The organism is Bacillus silvicola, from assembly GCF_050524305.1.
Taxonomy (GTDB): domain Bacteria; phylum Bacillota; class Bacilli; order Bacillales; family Bacillaceae_G; genus Bacillus_A; species Bacillus_A cereus_AT.
The window spans coordinates 1,688,164-1,703,466 of record NZ_JBNGVC010000012.1 but is presented as its reverse complement, the minus strand read 5'-3'; the positions used below and the strand labels follow the sequence as shown (position 1 = coordinate 1,703,466).

The following is a 15,303-nucleotide window of genomic DNA, read 5'->3' as shown; positions in this document are numbered from 1 at the left end:
CACCTCAACTTGTATAAGAATTTGACATACCTTTTATATTACATGATTTTATAAGTGAAAATGAAAGAAAAAGGATTTTGAATTTTCTTAACAAAATATATAGATACATATGTTAAAATGCATGTAAGGCGATATATTAAAAGTAAAGTGGTTGAAGAGGCACTCAGTAGAGTGTCTTTTCTTTTTTGTATGTAATTGTGCATATTGTATTTCTTTTCAAAAAAAGAGGATTAAAATATAAGTTGTAGACAGGCTTTATAAAGCAGAATTTTGTACAAACATTTCCTCTACTTTTTTGTATCTAACAATCTATAACAATAAATAATTCTGTTTTATAGTGTCTGTTTATGAAAAGTGTCTTCTTCGAGGGCACTTTTTGTTGTTTAGTGGAGGTGAGTTTTTACTGTTAGTATAGTGGAAAGTATCTATACTAAACATTGGCAATCTTCCGTATAAAGATTATCAATTCACTATATATTCCAGCGATGTTAAGCTACATATGAAAGGCTTTCTTTTTCAAAATATTACCCCTAATAAAATTTTGAAGAAGTCAACTGTCTCCAAACTTGCCATTCATGCTTAGAGAAAAAGCACTCAATTTGAGTGCTTTTTCTTATTGAAACATGCTATTTTTTTAGGCGCTTTTCATAAAATGAAAGTAAGGAGATGAAAGTAGGTGACAAAATGCCGTCAGTTGTGGAAGGGGTTATTATTGAAAACTGTAATGGAACGATTAATTTAGGGGATAAATATAACGTGCAGCCGATTGAAAAAACGAAAGCTTATAATGGATCGGGATCATCGAATACAGGATTTAATGTGAGGACGTTTAGTGGTATTAGTACAGCGGATGTAAGGGATAACGATGTGTATGATCAAGTAATCCAATCTACGTTATAATTTTTATATGCAAAGTTGCATAAAGTAACGTGTTTGTCCTGTGATACAATTTAACTGTGAGCTGTTAATGATTCTTCTGTATTATAGTTGTTAGATTGGAAATATAACATCTTATCGAAAATCATACGTACCAAAAAGACACTTCAAACGAAGTGTCTTTTTGCATTTTAGTGATATCCTTTAGCAGAGTCTTTATGAATTTTATTTTTAAAGATACTGTAGCTCCAAAGTTGATATCCAATAACAATTGGTACCATAACCATTGCAACGAAGAACATAATTTTTAAGTTTAATTGACTACCAGCTGCGTTGTATAACGTTGTACTATACGCGTCGTTAATGCGAGATGGTAACATTCTTGGGAACATACCTGCAAAGCCAGTTGTCATAAACATTGCGATTGTTAAGCAAACGAATGTAAATGCAAGGCCGATTTTGTGTTTATACACCATAATAAGTGCGAGTACACTCATTAACATTGCGAGTACTGGAAGGATGAATAGTACCGGATATTCCGTAAAGTTTTGGAATAAGTTTGTACGATTTGCAGTTGCTACATAGAAAATAGCTAAAATGATAGCAGCTGCCATTGAAAATGGTCTTGCGATTTTATAAGCACGATCAGATACTTCACCAGTCGTTTTGATCATAACCCAAAGGGCACCAGATACGACGAATATAGCGGTGAAGAACAGACCTCCCAAAATACCGTAATGGTTTAGTAAGCTAAGTAAATTTCCTTCATAGCCATTTTTTCCGATTTGTAGTCCGTAATAAAGGTTAGCGAACGTAACCCCGAATAAGAAGGCGATTAGGAAACTACCAATTGTAAATGCCCATTTACAAGTTTTTTGCCAAATTGGTGAATCGTCTTTATGCATAAATTCAAGTCCAGCAGCACGAGCAAACAGTGCAAGTAATACTAAGAATAACGGTGTATATAGATAACTAAACATATTGGCATATGTGACTGGGAAGGCAGCGAATGTTGCGCCGCCAGCTGTAATTAACCATACTTCATTACCACCCCAGAAAGGGCCAATGGCTTCTTGTAATTGATTTCGTTCTTGTCGGTCTTTCGCAACGAATGGGAAAATCATCCCGTTACCGAGTGCGTAGCCATCAAGAATAAAGTAAACTGTCCAAATTACGCCCCATAAACCGAACCAGATGACTGCAAGCATATCATGAGACATGAGCTGTACCTCCTTCAGTAGCAGGTTCTTCTAATGCTGCTGGTCCTTTTTTCGCGAACTTTAGCATTAAGTATACGTCTGCAATTAAGAGTAAAGTGTAGAACAATATTAAACTAATTAATGAGAACCAAATTTGTGGAACTGATATAGGTGATACAGATTCTGCTGTACGCATTAGTTTATAAACTGTCCACGGTTGACGACCTACTTCAGCAACAATCCAACCAGCGTTAATTGCAATGTACGGCAGTAAGACAGACCACATTGTAATTTTTAAATAGCGTTTTGAGTTTTCTAGTTTTCCTTTTCGGTTTAAATAGAAACCGAACCAAGTTAATGCCATAAAGAACATGCCAAGTGCAACCATTAAGCGGAAGCTATAGTACACGAGGTTAACGTTTGGACGATCTTCTTTCGGAATATCTTTTAAACCAACAATTTCTCCATCAAATGAGTTTGTATAGAAGAAACTTCCGAGTTTTGGAATTGTAAGTAGTTCAAAGTTCTTTTCATTTTTCACATCAGGAATTTGAATGATTGAGAAACCTTGTCCTTTTCCAGTTTCCCAAACAGCTTCCATTGCAGCCCCTTTTGCTGGTTGATACTTAGCTGCTGATACACCAGATTGGTGTCCCATAAAAGGTGTAACAGTTGCTGCGAATAATCCTAACATTAAACCAAACTTAAATGACTTTTTGAAGAATTCTACTTCGTTTTTACGTAGTAAATGATATGCACTAATTGCCATAACGAAGAAAGCACCGACAATATAACAACCAATTACAGTATGGAAGAACATATTCCATGCATATGGATTTGTAACAAGAGCCCAGAAGTCATTTAATTCAGCGCGTCCGTTACGTACTACGTACCCAACAGGATTTTGCATGAATCCGTTTGCAGTAATAATCCAAAGGGCAGAAATATTTGTTCCAAGTGCAACCATCCACATACAGAAAGCACGGAACTTTGGTGAAATTTTGTCTTTACCGAATAACCATATTCCCATGAAAGTAGATTCTAAGAAGAAGGCAACGAGTGCTTCGATTGCGAGAGGTGATCCGAAAATATCTCCCATATATTTGGAGTACTCAGACCAGTTTGTGCCAAATTGGAACTCCATCGTAATCCCGGTTATAATCCCCATTACGAAGTTAATTGTAAATAATTTACCCCAGAAATTTGCCATTTTGCGGTATGTTGGATTCAATGTGCGGGCGTATTGAGTTTCCATACATGCAACTAAAATAACAAGTCCGATTGTCAAAGGTACAAATAAAAAGTGATAAAAAATAGTAATTGCAAATTGAAAACGACTCAGTAACAGAACGTCGGACATAATAAATATTCACTCCTTTTTACATTATCTACAGTTAGTTTATAGTGTGAATAGGGGTAAGGTATATGTGACTTGTTACAAAGCTGTGTGTATATTTTGAAAGAATTATGTCGGTTATCTGAAAATATATTGCTTTTATAATAAGACAATATCCTTTTTGAGTTTTTCATATTTTGGTACACTATCTATGTAGTGTAAATGAGAGAAAAGAGGGTTTTTAACTATGAAGTCATTAGAAGAGATTTTACAATACAATGAAAAGTTTGTTGAAGAGAAAAAATACGAAGAGTATGAAACAGGAAAATTTCCAAATAAAAAAATGGTAATTATCTCTTGTATGGATACTCGTCTTGTTGAACTATTACCGAAAGCAATGAATATGCGTAACGGTGACGTGAAAATTATTAAAGTAGCGGGCGCTGTTATTTCACATCCATTCGGAAGTATTATGCGTAGTATTTTAGTTGCTGTATACGAACTTGGTGCTGATGAAGTATGTGTAGTTGGTCATCACGATTGTGGTATGGCAAAAATTCAAGCAAGCAGTACAATTGAAAAAATGAAAGAACGCGGCGTAACAGAAGAGAAATTAGATACACTTCGTTATTCTGGAATCGATTTAGAAAGATTCCTACAAGGGTTCTCTAGTGTAGAAGAAAGTGTAGAACATAGTGTGTCAATACTTCGCAACCATCCATTACTTCCGGGAGAAGTACCTGTTCACGGTCTTGTTATAGATCCTGACACAGGAAAATTAGATTTAGTTGTGAATGGCTACGACAATTAAGAATTTACTTTGTCATCCTTTTTATCTGGGACAGGATCAAATCCTCCCGGGTGGAAAGGGTGACATTTTAATATACGCTTACATGTAAGCCAAAATCCTTTGAGTGCACCATGTTTTTGAAACGCTTCTAATCCATAATGAGAACAAGTCGGATGAAAGCGACATGTTGGTGGTGTCATTGGAGAAATGAACTTTTGATAAAAGCGTATAATACCGATAAAAATCTGTTTCATAATGGTCTCCTTTTCAGCATAGTCTTAAAGTATTATAGCACGACCGTACATAATTCTTTACTAATGTCGATTTCCGTTATATCATATTGGATATAACGGAATTAAATTAAAAGCGGGAGAGATGTTATATGCCATCAGTAGAAAGCTTTGAATTAGATCATACAATTGTAAAAGCGCCTTATGTAAGACATTGCGGAGTCCATAATGTAGGTAGTGACGGTATTGTAAATAAATTTGATATTCGTTTTTGCCAACCAAATAAACAAGCGATGAAACCAGATGTTATTCATACGTTAGAGCATTTATTAGCATTTAATTTACGTAAATATATTGATCGTTATCCGCATTTTGATATTATTGATATTTCACCAATGGGTTGCCAAACAGGGTATTACCTTGTAGTAAGCGGAACACCGACGGTCCGAGAAATCATTGATTTATTAGAACTAACATTAAAAGATGCGGTTCAAATTACAGAAATTCCAGCTGCAAATGAAACGCAGTGTGGCCAAGCGAAGCTTCATGACTTAGAAGGAGCACAACGCTTAATGAACTTCTGGTTAAGCCAAGATAAAGATGAACTTGAGAAAGTGTTTGGATAAAAGAAAACTGCCTGTTAAAGGGCAGTTTTTTCTTTTGTAGACATGGGATATATTGATTTAGTGAGTGCTTCCACAGGAGAGATGTCTAAACGCTACGGTTACATTTATGTTGATAAGCATGATGATGGAACTGGGACATTAGAGCGCAAAAAGAAAAACTCATTCTTCTGGTATAAAGATGTTATTAGTTCTAATGGAGAAATACTTTAATAGGAGTTGAAAAAAGAAGAGCAGGAATGCTCTTCTTTTTTCATGGAAGTATATCGGAAATTCCAACGAAGAAAATGATTGTCGCAACTATAAAACAAGCGATTGCTTTCGATTTTTGTATTTGCTGTATTTCATCAATACCCCAAAGGATAAATATGATGCTTAAAAGGATAAATACGTATGGGAAAAGAATAGAAATCTGTGCAAAGAGGCTAAATAAAGCAAGAATAAAAGCAATAGCAGATAGTAAGATTCGAAGGTTTGTTAGCATGGTATCCTCCTTAGTAGAAGTATTGTTATCGAGAGACAAGAATAAGGATGACAATACTTAAAATAAAGACGCCAGAAAAGAAAGAGAGTGTACTATTTACTTTATTTTGTTTCTGTTTTTCTTCTGCACTTATGATGAAACTCATAACAGCTAAGGCAATAAGCATATAGGGCATCGTAACAAGTGGGTTTCTAAACATTCCATATAGAGCGAGGGCGATGACGATGAGTGCGGATATAATACGAAATACTTTTAGCATACTATTCTCCACCTTTTTTTGTTTAGATTATCCTCAAATTTATTATCTGTTCGACAAAGCCAAATTGGTGAAAGTGATATATTCAGTAGGTGATTGAAATTACATTTTACATGTAGTGAAAGTAGTTTGATATTAAAACGAAGAATATAAGACTAGCAACGAAAAAATACGGAATACTCATCGATTTTCGTCCAGATTTCAGTTCATTAACTCCTATAAGAATAAAGAAGCAACTAAGAGAAAATTGCATGTATGGGAGAAGTATGAAATTACCGGTAATAAGAGAATAAGTGCAAAGAGAGAGTACGAGAATCATGAAAAGTATGAGAAAAATCCGTAATCCTTTTAGCATGAAGTCACTCTCCTTCTATCTTATGTATGTAATGATGAGAACAATCCAAGAGAAAGCACCAGCAACAATACAAATAAATCCGGTTCCTGAATCCTTTTTCTTTATTTGTTCAATTGCGATGAGAAACATTAAAGCTCCTAAGAAAAATTGCGAAAGTGGTAGAAAGTTATGTTGGCCTGTTAGTAAACCAATTGTGGATATGATTATTACAATGAACGCAATTAGTAAACGAAGTATACGAAGCATATTATGAATTCTCCTTGCTGCTTTTTGTATAAGGGTTATCTTCTGGTTTATCAACGGAATGTTTATCCCGCATTAACGGGCAGTAAAACTCCCACCTCAAGATTTGGCTGGAGCAAAGAAGTTAGGCGGGAGATCAACTGCCCGTAAACGCCCGATTGGTTCAACTAATAATCAGTGGGGGATGAACAAAACCCCCACTGATTATAGTTTCACTTTATATGCATAGCCTTTATTAATCGTCATGACGGAGAGTACTAGGATGACTAGGACGATTATAATCCCGATAACTAATATTTTGAACATGAAACCCCTCCTTTTCTTTATTTTACATAATTTTGTAATTGATGAAAACAATAGAAATTAAAAGGATGAAAGAAGGGTGTTACATGGAGAATAAAAAAACATATTATGTATCAGTTGGAAATGGTCAAATTTCACAAGTGAAGACGGCGGACACATATAATTTTGAAATTTATGCAAATGACGAGGAGATTACAAAGTTAAGGGAGTATTTTGATCAAGCATATGAAGAGGATCTAGGTTCGTTTGTACGCTCCCACGTTCCATTCGTTGAGTATCATCATGATTCAAATAATGATCGATATGATGAACAACTACAAGAAGCATATAAAATGATTTATGACTTAGGGAATCACGAAACGAAAGAATTAGTCGCACAAATGGGAATAATCAATGGATTATAATTGGATAATATTATGCAGAAAAGCGAGAATATGCTACAATTTGTGGTAGGGAAAGCTTGTAACCATCAATAGGGGAGTAATGGCATGTACAAATTTAAAGATTATTACCACAACACTGTACAATTATCGTTTGAACGTTACCCATTTTCTCCTGAGCCAAAGCATGTTTGGGTTGTATGCCGGTACGGGGATCAATGGTTATTAACGCATCATTTACGCCGCGGTCTTGAATTTCCAGGTGGTAAAGTAGAACTCGGGGAAACACCGGAAGAAGCGGCAGTTCGAGAAGTTCATGAGGAAACCGGCGGCATAGTTTCTGATTTAACTTACTTAGGACAATATAAAGTATCCGGAAAAGACAAAATAATCATTAAAAACATTTATTTTGCAACAATTAGTGCGGTAGAAGCACATACGCATTACGAAGAAACGAAAGGATCTGTTTTATTAACAGACATTCCTGATAACATTAAAACGGATAGAAAATTTAGCTTTATTATGCGCGATGATGTATTAGCGCGTACGATGAAACATATAGAAGAAATCGGCTGTTTTACGAAGTAAAGTGGCCGATTTCTTTTTTTGAATCAAAGTCTCCTCTTACTATTATCAGTTTTTTTCGGTAAATCGATATTCCTTGTCGAAACGTCGATATAATTTCATTTACTATCGTATTGTTTAAAAAGTTTACTTAATTTCTAACTCGAAAAACAAGAGTACTTCCAACAAATCATCCACCACATGTGAATGTTCAAAATCACCCCAAAATAAATCTCTCTTCCAAACGCCACGAATTCCTACGTTTTCAGCCCCAAGTACATCGTTTTCTGGATGATCCCCAACGTAAATACATTCTTCCGCTTTTACGTTTAGCCTTTGCAAAGCTCGTTCGAAAATTTCTCGATGTGGTTTTTTAATTTCTTCTGCTTCGGAAATGAGAATTGTATTTGTATACGTATGTATGTTTAAGGCACGAATATTATTTGTTTGAAAATCAGTAAAGCCGTTTGTAATAATACCAATTTTTATATTGTGCTGAGTTAGTTGCTGAAGTAATTCATGCATGTTTGAGAAAGGAATACAGTGATGTTGAAAATTTGTAATGTAGTCGTGCAACAGTTGCTCTGGTGTTAAAGTGGTAATGTTGTATTCGGAAAGGAGAGTAGCATATACTTTATCTTTCCACGTGTAGCCATTATTGTCGAGTTCAAGAAAACGAGAACAATACTCGGCTTGTTCTATGTTTATAAAATGAAGAGAAAAGCGATTGTATTGGTCGTGAATAAATCGCTCTAAAGATTGACGACGATCTAATAGTGTTCCATCTAAGTCGAATAGGACTGCACGAATCATATGTAACCTCCTCAAAGTTTTATAAATAATTATCGCATATTCGTTGGAAAATGATTATCATATTTTTGTAGAATGAAACGACGGAGGTTTATATGAAAGAACTGTATGGAAGGTTAGTTTGTTTCATTATTTCAATTAGCTTAGTGGCTGGATGTGATATGACGAAGCAAACTTCGAAAAGAGAGAAGAAAGATGTGTGCGAAACGAAAGAAGAATGCACACAAATAGGCGATAAAACGCTTCAAAAAGTATATAAAAAGATAGATGGACTTTCAGAGCTTGAAGTACCAGAAGATTATGTAGTGGAACAGCATACAAATAACGATATGAAAGAAGCAGGAATGAAAAAAGAGGATGATGAAAATTATTTCTTTTTAGCTTCGTATTATATTGATGGTAATGAAATTATAGAGCCTTATTTCGACAAACTAGATCGTAAACGATTGAATAAGGCTTTTGCGGATGATAAGGAAGCGAAAGAAGAAGTATTAAAGCAACGTAAAGATAGGGATTATCATGAATCGTTATGGGAGATGTATAGCACTCTTATTCCAGCTAAGTATCGCACTGATATAAAAGAGTTTGACATGGTAACAGACGGTTACGACGGAATTGTCGCCCACGTTATGCCAAGTGTGGAGTATCCGAAAGAGTGGACCATTAGTTTAGATACGCTTGATTCTGCAGTAAATATCGATCAAGTGATGAAAACATTAATTCATGAGACGGCTCACGTATTGACGCTGGGGAATAAACAAATACCAGTAAATGAAAAGTACTTAAAGGCTTTTGAAGAAGATAAAGATATTTCATCATACCAAAATAAATGTAAATCTCTTTTCTTACAAGAAGGATGTGCGAAAGAGAGCTCTTATATAAATCAATTCCATAATTTATTCTGGAAACCAATTGAGCAGGAGTGGACAGAAAAGAAAGTGGAAGAAAGCGAAGAAGCTCAAATTGAATTCTTTAAGGAAAAGCATGATGAGTTTGTTTCACTGTATGGAACGACAAATGTAGCAGAGGATATTGCGGATACATTTACAGCGTTTATATTACAAGATTCAAAAAAGGTGAAAGAAGGATCAGAATTAAAATATAAAAAAATTGCCTTCTTCTATCAATTCCCTGAGCTTGTAAAAATGAGAGCGGAAGTGTTAGCGGGATTATATGATGTTTCGAAAACTATAGAACAATAAAGTGGACACTAATGCGATGGATGTGTTCGATATATTTTAGCCAAGGGAAAACGTGAAGAATTTTACTTCTTTGCGTTTCTTTATATTTATAAGATTGAAAATTCTGTCTTTTTTAAAAAAGAAGAAGGAACTGAAGCTTTAAAATAGAATTAGTATAAAAATGTCACAAATTAGACACAATTATAATGCGCATATTATAGGGGCTATAAGTTTACTCTCGAGGAGGTAATGAAGCGTATGAAAACGATTCTTGCGGTTGCTGGTCTCATTTGGGTAATGTCTCATGGTTTTCCGATTTTTGAAGGAGAGCAAATTCGTAGTGCATTGGATAAAAAGTTTAATGATTATCATGTGATAGATCGAAAAGATAATGTCGTTACAGTGCGTGTGAAAGATTGTTTCCATACAGTTACGGTTGCGAATGGAAACGTTACAAATGAATCAAAAATGTGCGATCAAAGATAAAAGAAAGAAGCTGACTCTGGCGTATCGCTCTAAGTCAGCTTTTTTTTCGCTTTCCGATAAGGAGTTTTTCAAACGCCTCGACAAATACATACATAAGAGTTGCGAGGACGCAAGTGAGCAATACACTGAGCAAGACGAGTGTGAAGTTAAAGACTTGGAATCCATAGCTAATTAAATAGCCAAGTCCTTGTTTAGAAACGAGGAGTTCCCCAAAAATAACACCGACCCACGATAAGCCAACATTCACTTTTAACGTTGAAATAATTGCAGGGAAAGATGAAGGAAGAATAACGTGTTTATAGCATTGCCATTTATTTGCGCCAAATGTGTCCATGACCTTTATATAGTTGGAATCGACTTCTTGAAATGCGCTGTAAATAACGAGAATGGTAATGATGATGGAAATGATTACTCCCATTGCGATAGAAGATGAAATGTTTGGACCAAAAATAACAATGATAATTGGACCGAGTGCAACTTTTGGCATTGCATTTAGGACAACGAGATAAGGATCAAGTACGCGGGCTAAAAGTGGCATCCACCAAAGGAAAGTAGCGATAATAGCTCCGAGTACAGTTCCGAGAATAAAACCTACTCCGGTTTCCAGTAATGTCGTCCATATGTGAATCCAAAGTGAACCGTCAATCCATTTCGCTAAGAAGAGATCCCAAATGCTCGAAGGAGAGCTAAAGAGTAAAGGGTCAATCCACTCCTTTTTACTAGCTATTTCCCATAGCGCAAAAAAGAGGATGAGCAGTAAAAGCTGTAAAGAACGTGCTAACCATGCGCGCCTGCGTTCTTTTTTTCGAAACTGTTCATGTAGTTGTTTTATATTATCCAAGTCGTTCCAACTCCTTCCATATTTCTTGGAAGAGGGATGGGAAGTCATGGTGGTGGCGTGCTTCTAACGGTGATAAGGAACGAATACTTTCTGGGACGATGAACGTTTTTGCAATTTTTCCAGGGTTTGCCTGCAGTAAATAAATACGATCACTCATCGCGATTGCTTCTTCAATATCGTGTGTCACGAGTAGAGATGTTTTTTTATAGTTACGTAATAATGTGAAGACGAGATCTTCTAGTTTTAACTTTGTTTGATAATCGAGTGCGGAAAATGGTTCATCCAGCAATAAAATTTTTGGATCGGTCGCTAACGTTCGAACGAGTGCTGCACGTTGGCGCATACCGCCGGATAGTTCACGAGGATATTGCAGTTCTATATCATGCAAACCGACTTGTTGTAAAAGCTTTAATGTATGCTCTTTCGTATATTCGTCATAAATCTTCCGAATATGAAGTCCGAGCATAATGTTTTCTTCAATTGTTTTCCATGGAAACAAGTAATCTTGCTGGAGCATATAGCCCATAGATGGGGTCTTAGTTGTAATCGGTTCACCATCTAGAAATACGATACCTTCAATTGGATCAAGTAGCCCTGCGATGATGGAGAGGAGTGTTGTTTTTCCGCAACCACTCGGACCAAGAATAGAAATAAACTCTCCTTCTTCTACTTGTAAACTCATATCTTCAAGAATAAGTTTGGCATTTTCTTTTGCGAAAAAGCAGTGAGAAACGTTACGTATTTGTAAAAAGCTCATACACTTCGCCTCTATTTCTTAATAACGCTTTCGGCAATTTTTGTATTGACGAGCGTTTCATGTGGAACTTCTTTTTGCAATTCACCAGCTTCTTTCATAATCGTTTGGAGCTGTTTCCATTCAGAAGCATCTAATAATGGATTTGTTGCATAAGAATGTTGTTTTTTGTAGCGTTCAATTACTTTCACTGAAATGTCTTTTGAAGTGTCTTTAAATAGTGGTGAAACAGCATTGGCAATCTCTTCTGGACTATGAGTATCAACCCATTGCTGTGCTTTATATAGTGCACGCGTGAATTTTTCAGCAGCAGCTTTATCTTTCTTTAAGAAACTTTCTTTTGCCATAAACGTTGTATACGGAACAGTGCCAGATTCAGCTCCAAAAGACGCGACGATATAACCTTTTCCCTCTTTTTCCAGTATACTTGCAGTCGGTTCAAAGAGCTGTACAAATTCTCCCGTACCAGATGAAAAGGCATTTGCAATATTAGCAAACTCGATATTTTGAATTAAGTTCGTATCTTTGCGAGGGTCAATGCCATTTTTCTTTAAAACGTATTCACCAACCATTTGTGGCATGCCGCCTTTACGCTGTCCTAAAAACGTAACGCCTTTTACGTCGTTCCAATTAAAAGAATCTAATTTTTTACGGGAAACTAAAAATGTGCCATCTGTTTGTGTAAGCTGCGCAAAATTAATGACAGGATCTTTTGCTCCTTGTTGATGAACATAAATAGACGTTTCTGAACCAACAAGCGCAATATCAATTCCGCCAGATAAAAGGGCGGTCATCGTTTTATCTCCGCCAGCTGTTGTTTGTAAGTCAATATTTAAACCTTCCTCTTTAAAAAATCCTTTTTCAATTCCAACATATAATGGTGCGTAGAAAAGAGAGTGGGTAACTTCGCCAACGCGAATTTTTTGATCTTGCTCTTTCGTATTTTCCTTTGTGCTACTACAAGCAGTGAATGTGAAAACAGCTAATAACATGATGCAAAAAACGGTAATTAATTTTTTCACTATATGACACCTCCTAGAAGTCAATCTACAAGCATAATATGTAGGTAAGTGCCCATATGTGAGTATATATAGCAGGAATTTTTGGGGTAGTAAAGAAGTACAAATATAAGGGGTGATAAAATGGATTACGAATACGATGATAGCGTACATTTACATCTTGATTATTTCGGAACTGAATGTGATATGGAATCGATTGCTTATAAGAGGAAGCATGAAGACGTGTGGGATGTATATTTTAATTTTGGAGTATATGGTATTCAGAAAGATGATGTAGAGGCAGGAATGTTTATGGACGAATATGCCGGTTATTACGTTTTTTCTGTACATGCTCGTGATCTTAGCTGGGAATTTGGAAGTGCACAGTTTGAAGAATGGGTGCTCCGGAACCATATCGTAGAAAAAGCGCTGCAAAAATAAGGAGGAATTTCGTGATTGGATTTCTCATCTTATTATGTATTTGCGTAGCCGGAGTTTTCATTATGCAAGTGCTCATTTACCGATTTGCAAAGAAAAATATTCATAAGTATAAGGAAATGAAATGGATTCATATGTGGCTAGATATGACTATGAAAAAGGGGCCGAGATTAGATTTTTTTGATTTTATCTTTATAGTAATCGTGTGTATCATATGGAAAATATGGATGCTTCCTCTTATATAGTAAACATGCTAATCATTTCATCATTTTTTCCTTTCATAAATAAGTAACAAAAAGAACCTGTCGCATTGAACTGTATCCCGAATCATGGGCACTTAAAAAAGCCCATGATTCGGGGTTTTTGTGTGTTTTTATCAATAAACCTCGTTATCCTTAATCCATATAAAATATAGATTTTAAAAAAACTCCCCTTAGGCATCTAAAGGGAGTTTTTTAGGTTTATACATCAGTAAAATATTACTTTTAAATTACTATAAATCTATTTATTTCGTGTTAGAACCATTACAACAAACCAAAATAAAATAACTAAATCTGCGATACAAATTGCTATTGGAATTTAAATACAAGTCTCGTTGTCTATACGATTATTTGGTATGATTAACCTGTGAATAATTGTAAACTTCATAAGGTGTATGATTGGAAATTTTCGAAAAAAAAGAATTGAAATTCCAAGAATATTGGATAGAAGTTTAATACATAAAACTTGGTTATCAAGTCAGAGGAAGGCACCTTAGGGTGTCTTTTCTTTTTTTCTTAAAGGACCTGCTCAATTAATGAGTAAAAACATAAAGTAAATTGAATCCGTTAAAATACATGAGTGACACCTTGTTTTCTCCTCTTATCTAAAGGAGGAACTATTATGGGCTTTGGTGGTAGTTGTAGTAGTTGTGGCGGCGGCTTTGCTTTATTAGTTGTATTATTTATTTTATTAATCATAGTTGGAGCTTCTTGCTTCTGCTAAAAAACTATCGGAAAAGACACTCTTATATGGGTGTCTTTTCTTTGTTTTTACTAATTAAGACACAGAAAGCGCCTTTATCCATTCTACAATTAGTCCATTTGTTGTTGTTCTTCTTTTTGTAATTTAAAATGGTAATTGCTAAATAGGAAGAGAGGATAAGAGTATGAGAAAGCAATCCAAATTCTAACGGCTTGTGAGAAGTAATTCGAATGAAGAATGGAATATATAGCATGAAGTAAATAATGAGGAAAATGATTTTGGGAAATGAGAATGTAGGTGTATTCACATTGGCCCCCCTTTTTCCAATTGTAGCATATAGTGTTACATGGGAAATTCAATGCATACGACAAATTACGACAATTGGGTTCATACATATTTGTTATTCTATTAAAGGTCATTATTTGTAATGTATATATAGGAGGATTTTTTAATGTTAAAGAAATTATTATTATTTGTACTTACGGGCTTATGTGTAGTTGTTTTAACAGCTTGTAAAGATGAAGAGGACAAGCTGAAGGCAGCGGAAGAACAGAAAATAGATGAGAAGAAAGTAGAAGATAAGAAGGTAGAAGAGGAAAGTAAACAAGAAGAACAACAAAAGGCAGCGGAAGAAAAGCGTAAGCAGGAAGAGCAGCAAAGAGTAGAAGAAGAGAAGCATAAGCAAGAAGAGCAGCAAAGAGTAGAAGAAGAAAAGCGTAAGCAAGAAGAACAGCAAAGGGTAGAAGAAGAAAAGCGTAAGCAGGAAGAGCAGCAAAGAGTAGAAGAAGAAAAGCGTAAGCAAGAAGAGCAACAAAGAGTAGAAGAAGAAAAACGTAAGCAAGAACAGCAGAAGATCCAGCAACAACAGTCTGCACAACAAGAGAGAACACAGAAACAAGAAAAAACAACACAAGCAACGGGTGGGAAGCCGACAAGATCACAAATTTCGGTCGGTTCCCATGTAGTTATCCAATTAGATAAAGATTATAGTAAAACTGTGAGCGGTGTTGTGAAAGATATTTTAACAAACACGGAAACACATACGTACGGAATTAAAGTTCGATTACAAGATGGACAAATTGGCCGTGTTCAAAGTGTTGGGTAATGAAAAAGAAAAAGAGATTTCCTTTCTTAGGAAATCTCTTTTTTCTATTCGGTATGTACAAAAGGTAACAGATGACACTATACGGAGG

22 protein-coding genes and 1 pseudogene are annotated in these 15,303 nt (G+C 35.4%); 12 read left to right on the top strand and 11 right to left on the bottom strand.

Annotation, left to right across the window (positions count from 1 at the left end; translation table 11 throughout):
• Positions 1–666 precede the first annotated feature (666 nt).
• Positions 667–900, top strand: a complete 234-nt coding sequence (locus ACP6L7_RS20880; RefSeq protein WP_098341958.1) for a spore germination protein — start codon at positions 667–669, stop codon at positions 898–900.
• Positions 901–1,067: 167 nt separating this feature from the next.
• Here ACP6L7_RS20880 and cydB read toward each other — a convergent pair whose 3' ends face one another.
• Both cydB and cydA read right to left on the bottom strand, forming a co-directional pair.
• Positions 1,068–2,096 (bottom strand): cytochrome d ubiquinol oxidase subunit II, encoded by a 1,029-nt coding sequence (cydB, locus tag ACP6L7_RS20875; RefSeq protein WP_000017673.1) that lies wholly within the window; start codon positions 2,094–2,096, stop codon positions 1,068–1,070.
• Positions 2,086–3,435, bottom strand: a complete 1,350-nt coding sequence (cydA, locus tag ACP6L7_RS20870; protein ID WP_097829568.1) for a cytochrome ubiquinol oxidase subunit I — start codon at positions 3,433–3,435, stop codon at positions 2,086–2,088. The genes cydB and cydA overlap by 11 nt, the downstream gene beginning before the upstream one ends.
• Before the next feature lie 223 nt (positions 3,436–3,658).
• Here cydA and ACP6L7_RS20865 point away from each other — a divergent pair, with 223 nt between their 5' ends.
• Positions 3,659–4,222 (top strand): beta-class carbonic anhydrase, encoded by a 564-nt coding sequence (locus tag ACP6L7_RS20865; protein ID WP_000838171.1) that lies wholly within the window; start codon positions 3,659–3,661, stop codon positions 4,220–4,222.
• Here ACP6L7_RS20865 and yidD read toward each other — a convergent pair.
• Positions 4,219–4,455: a membrane protein insertion efficiency factor YidD gene (gene yidD, locus ACP6L7_RS20860; protein WP_000809328.1), complete on the bottom strand. Its 237-nt coding sequence runs from the start codon at positions 4,453–4,455 to the stop codon at positions 4,219–4,221. The two genes, ACP6L7_RS20865 and yidD, sit on opposite strands and share 4 nt — an antisense overlap.
• Positions 4,456–4,583: 128 nt before the next feature.
• On the opposite strand from yidD, the gene luxS reads away from it, so the two are divergent.
• Both luxS and ACP6L7_RS20850 read left to right on the top strand, forming a co-directional pair.
• A complete protein-coding gene (gene luxS / locus ACP6L7_RS20855) occupies positions 4,584–5,057 on the top strand; it encodes an S-ribosylhomocysteine lyase LuxS (RefSeq protein ID WP_001141371.1) in 474 nt (157 codons plus the stop codon).
• A 42-nt stretch (positions 5,058–5,099) separates the two neighbouring features.
• Positions 5,100–5,267: a family 1 glycosylhydrolase gene (locus ACP6L7_RS20850; RefSeq protein WP_097829569.1), complete on the top strand. Its 168-nt coding sequence runs from the start codon at positions 5,100–5,102 to the stop codon at positions 5,265–5,267.
• 40 nt (positions 5,268–5,307) lie between these two features.
• Here the strand turns inward: ACP6L7_RS20850 and ACP6L7_RS20845 are convergent, their stop codons facing one another.
• The 4 genes and pseudogenes from ACP6L7_RS20845 to ytzI form a co-directional block, all read right to left on the bottom strand.
• Positions 5,308–5,538 (bottom strand): DUF3953 domain-containing protein, encoded by a 231-nt coding sequence (locus ACP6L7_RS20845; protein ID WP_097829570.1) that lies wholly within the window; start codon positions 5,536–5,538, stop codon positions 5,308–5,310.
• A gap of 25 nt (positions 5,539–5,563) precedes the next feature.
• A complete protein-coding gene (locus ACP6L7_RS20840; RefSeq protein WP_097829571.1) occupies positions 5,564–5,797 on the bottom strand; it encodes a hypothetical protein in 234 nt (77 codons plus the stop codon).
• A gap of 367 nt (positions 5,798–6,164) precedes the next feature.
• On the bottom strand, positions 6,165–6,395 hold the full coding sequence (locus ACP6L7_RS20835) for a DUF3953 domain-containing protein (protein ID WP_097829573.1): 231 nt from the start codon (positions 6,393–6,395) through the stop codon (positions 6,165–6,167).
• Positions 6,396–6,608: 213 nt separating this feature from the next.
• Positions 6,609–6,719: pseudogene (ytzI, locus tag ACP6L7_RS20830) on the bottom strand (YtzI protein); the annotation flags it as partial.
• Positions 6,720–6,781: 62 nt separating this feature from the next.
• Between ytzI and ACP6L7_RS20825 the strand changes: the two are divergent.
• Together ACP6L7_RS20825 and mutTA are read left to right on the top strand one after the other, a co-directional pair.
• Entirely contained in the window at positions 6,782–7,099 is a 318-nt protein-coding gene (locus ACP6L7_RS20825) for a hydrolase (protein ID WP_097829575.1), read from the top strand.
• Positions 7,100–7,183: 84 nt separating this feature from the next.
• Positions 7,184–7,663: an antimutator 8-oxo-(dGTP/GTP)ase gene (gene mutTA / locus ACP6L7_RS20820; RefSeq protein ID WP_000276383.1), complete on the top strand. Its 480-nt coding sequence runs from the start codon at positions 7,184–7,186 to the stop codon at positions 7,661–7,663.
• Positions 7,664–7,786: 123 nt separating this feature from the next.
• Here the strand turns inward: mutTA and ACP6L7_RS20815 are convergent, their stop codons facing one another.
• Positions 7,787–8,452: an HAD family hydrolase gene (locus ACP6L7_RS20815; protein WP_097829576.1), complete on the bottom strand. Its 666-nt coding sequence runs from the start codon at positions 8,450–8,452 to the stop codon at positions 7,787–7,789.
• Positions 8,453–8,544: 92 nt separating this feature from the next.
• Between ACP6L7_RS20815 and ACP6L7_RS20810 the strand changes: the two genes are divergently transcribed.
• Together ACP6L7_RS20810 and ACP6L7_RS20805 are read left to right on the top strand one after the other, a co-directional pair.
• Entirely contained in the window at positions 8,545–9,651 is a 1,107-nt protein-coding gene (locus ACP6L7_RS20810; protein ID WP_097829577.1) for a hypothetical protein, read from the top strand.
• A 237-nt stretch (positions 9,652–9,888) separates the two neighbouring features.
• A complete protein-coding gene (locus ACP6L7_RS20805; RefSeq protein ID WP_097829578.1) occupies positions 9,889–10,116 on the top strand; it encodes a hypothetical protein in 228 nt (75 codons plus the stop codon).
• A 34-nt stretch (positions 10,117–10,150) separates the two neighbouring features.
• Here the strand turns inward: ACP6L7_RS20805 and ACP6L7_RS20800 are convergent, their stop codons facing one another.
• The 3 genes from ACP6L7_RS20800 to ACP6L7_RS20790 are packed head-to-tail and all read right to left on the bottom strand — an operon-like array spanning position 10,151 to position 12,733.
• The gene (locus ACP6L7_RS20800) at positions 10,151–10,957 is read right to left on the bottom strand and encodes an ABC transporter permease (protein WP_097829579.1); all 807 of its coding nucleotides are present in this window, start codon (positions 10,955–10,957) and stop codon (positions 10,151–10,153) included.
• Positions 10,950–11,714, bottom strand: a complete 765-nt coding sequence (locus ACP6L7_RS20795; RefSeq protein WP_097829580.1) for an ABC transporter ATP-binding protein — start codon at positions 11,712–11,714, stop codon at positions 10,950–10,952. The genes ACP6L7_RS20800 and ACP6L7_RS20795 overlap by 8 nt, the downstream gene beginning before the upstream one ends.
• 11 nt (positions 11,715–11,725) lie before the next feature.
• Entirely contained in the window at positions 11,726–12,733 is a 1,008-nt protein-coding gene (locus ACP6L7_RS20790; protein WP_097829581.1) for an ABC transporter substrate-binding protein, read from the bottom strand.
• Between the two features lie 120 nt (positions 12,734–12,853).
• On the opposite strand from ACP6L7_RS20790, the gene ACP6L7_RS20785 reads away from it, so the two are divergent.
• The 4 genes from ACP6L7_RS20785 to ACP6L7_RS20770 all read left to right on the top strand — a co-directional run bounded on the left by ACP6L7_RS20785 (position 12,854) and on the right by ACP6L7_RS20770 (position 15,215).
• The gene (locus ACP6L7_RS20785) at positions 12,854–13,150 is read left to right on the top strand and encodes a DUF3986 family protein (protein WP_097829582.1); all 297 of its coding nucleotides are present in this window, start codon (positions 12,854–12,856) and stop codon (positions 13,148–13,150) included.
• Between the two features lie 11 nt (positions 13,151–13,161).
• Positions 13,162–13,392: a hypothetical protein gene (locus ACP6L7_RS20780; protein ID WP_097829583.1), complete on the top strand. Its 231-nt coding sequence runs from the start codon at positions 13,162–13,164 to the stop codon at positions 13,390–13,392.
• A gap of 637 nt (positions 13,393–14,029) precedes the next feature.
• On the top strand, positions 14,030–14,131 hold the full coding sequence (locus ACP6L7_RS20775) for a YjcZ family sporulation protein (RefSeq protein WP_000505688.1): 102 nt from the start codon (positions 14,030–14,032) through the stop codon (positions 14,129–14,131).
• 430 nt (positions 14,132–14,561) lie between these two features.
• Complete coding sequence (locus ACP6L7_RS20770) at positions 14,562–15,215, top strand: YwbE family protein (protein WP_097829585.1); 654 nt, start codon at positions 14,562–14,564, stop codon at positions 15,213–15,215.
• The last annotated feature ends 88 nt before the right edge of the window (positions 15,216–15,303 follow it).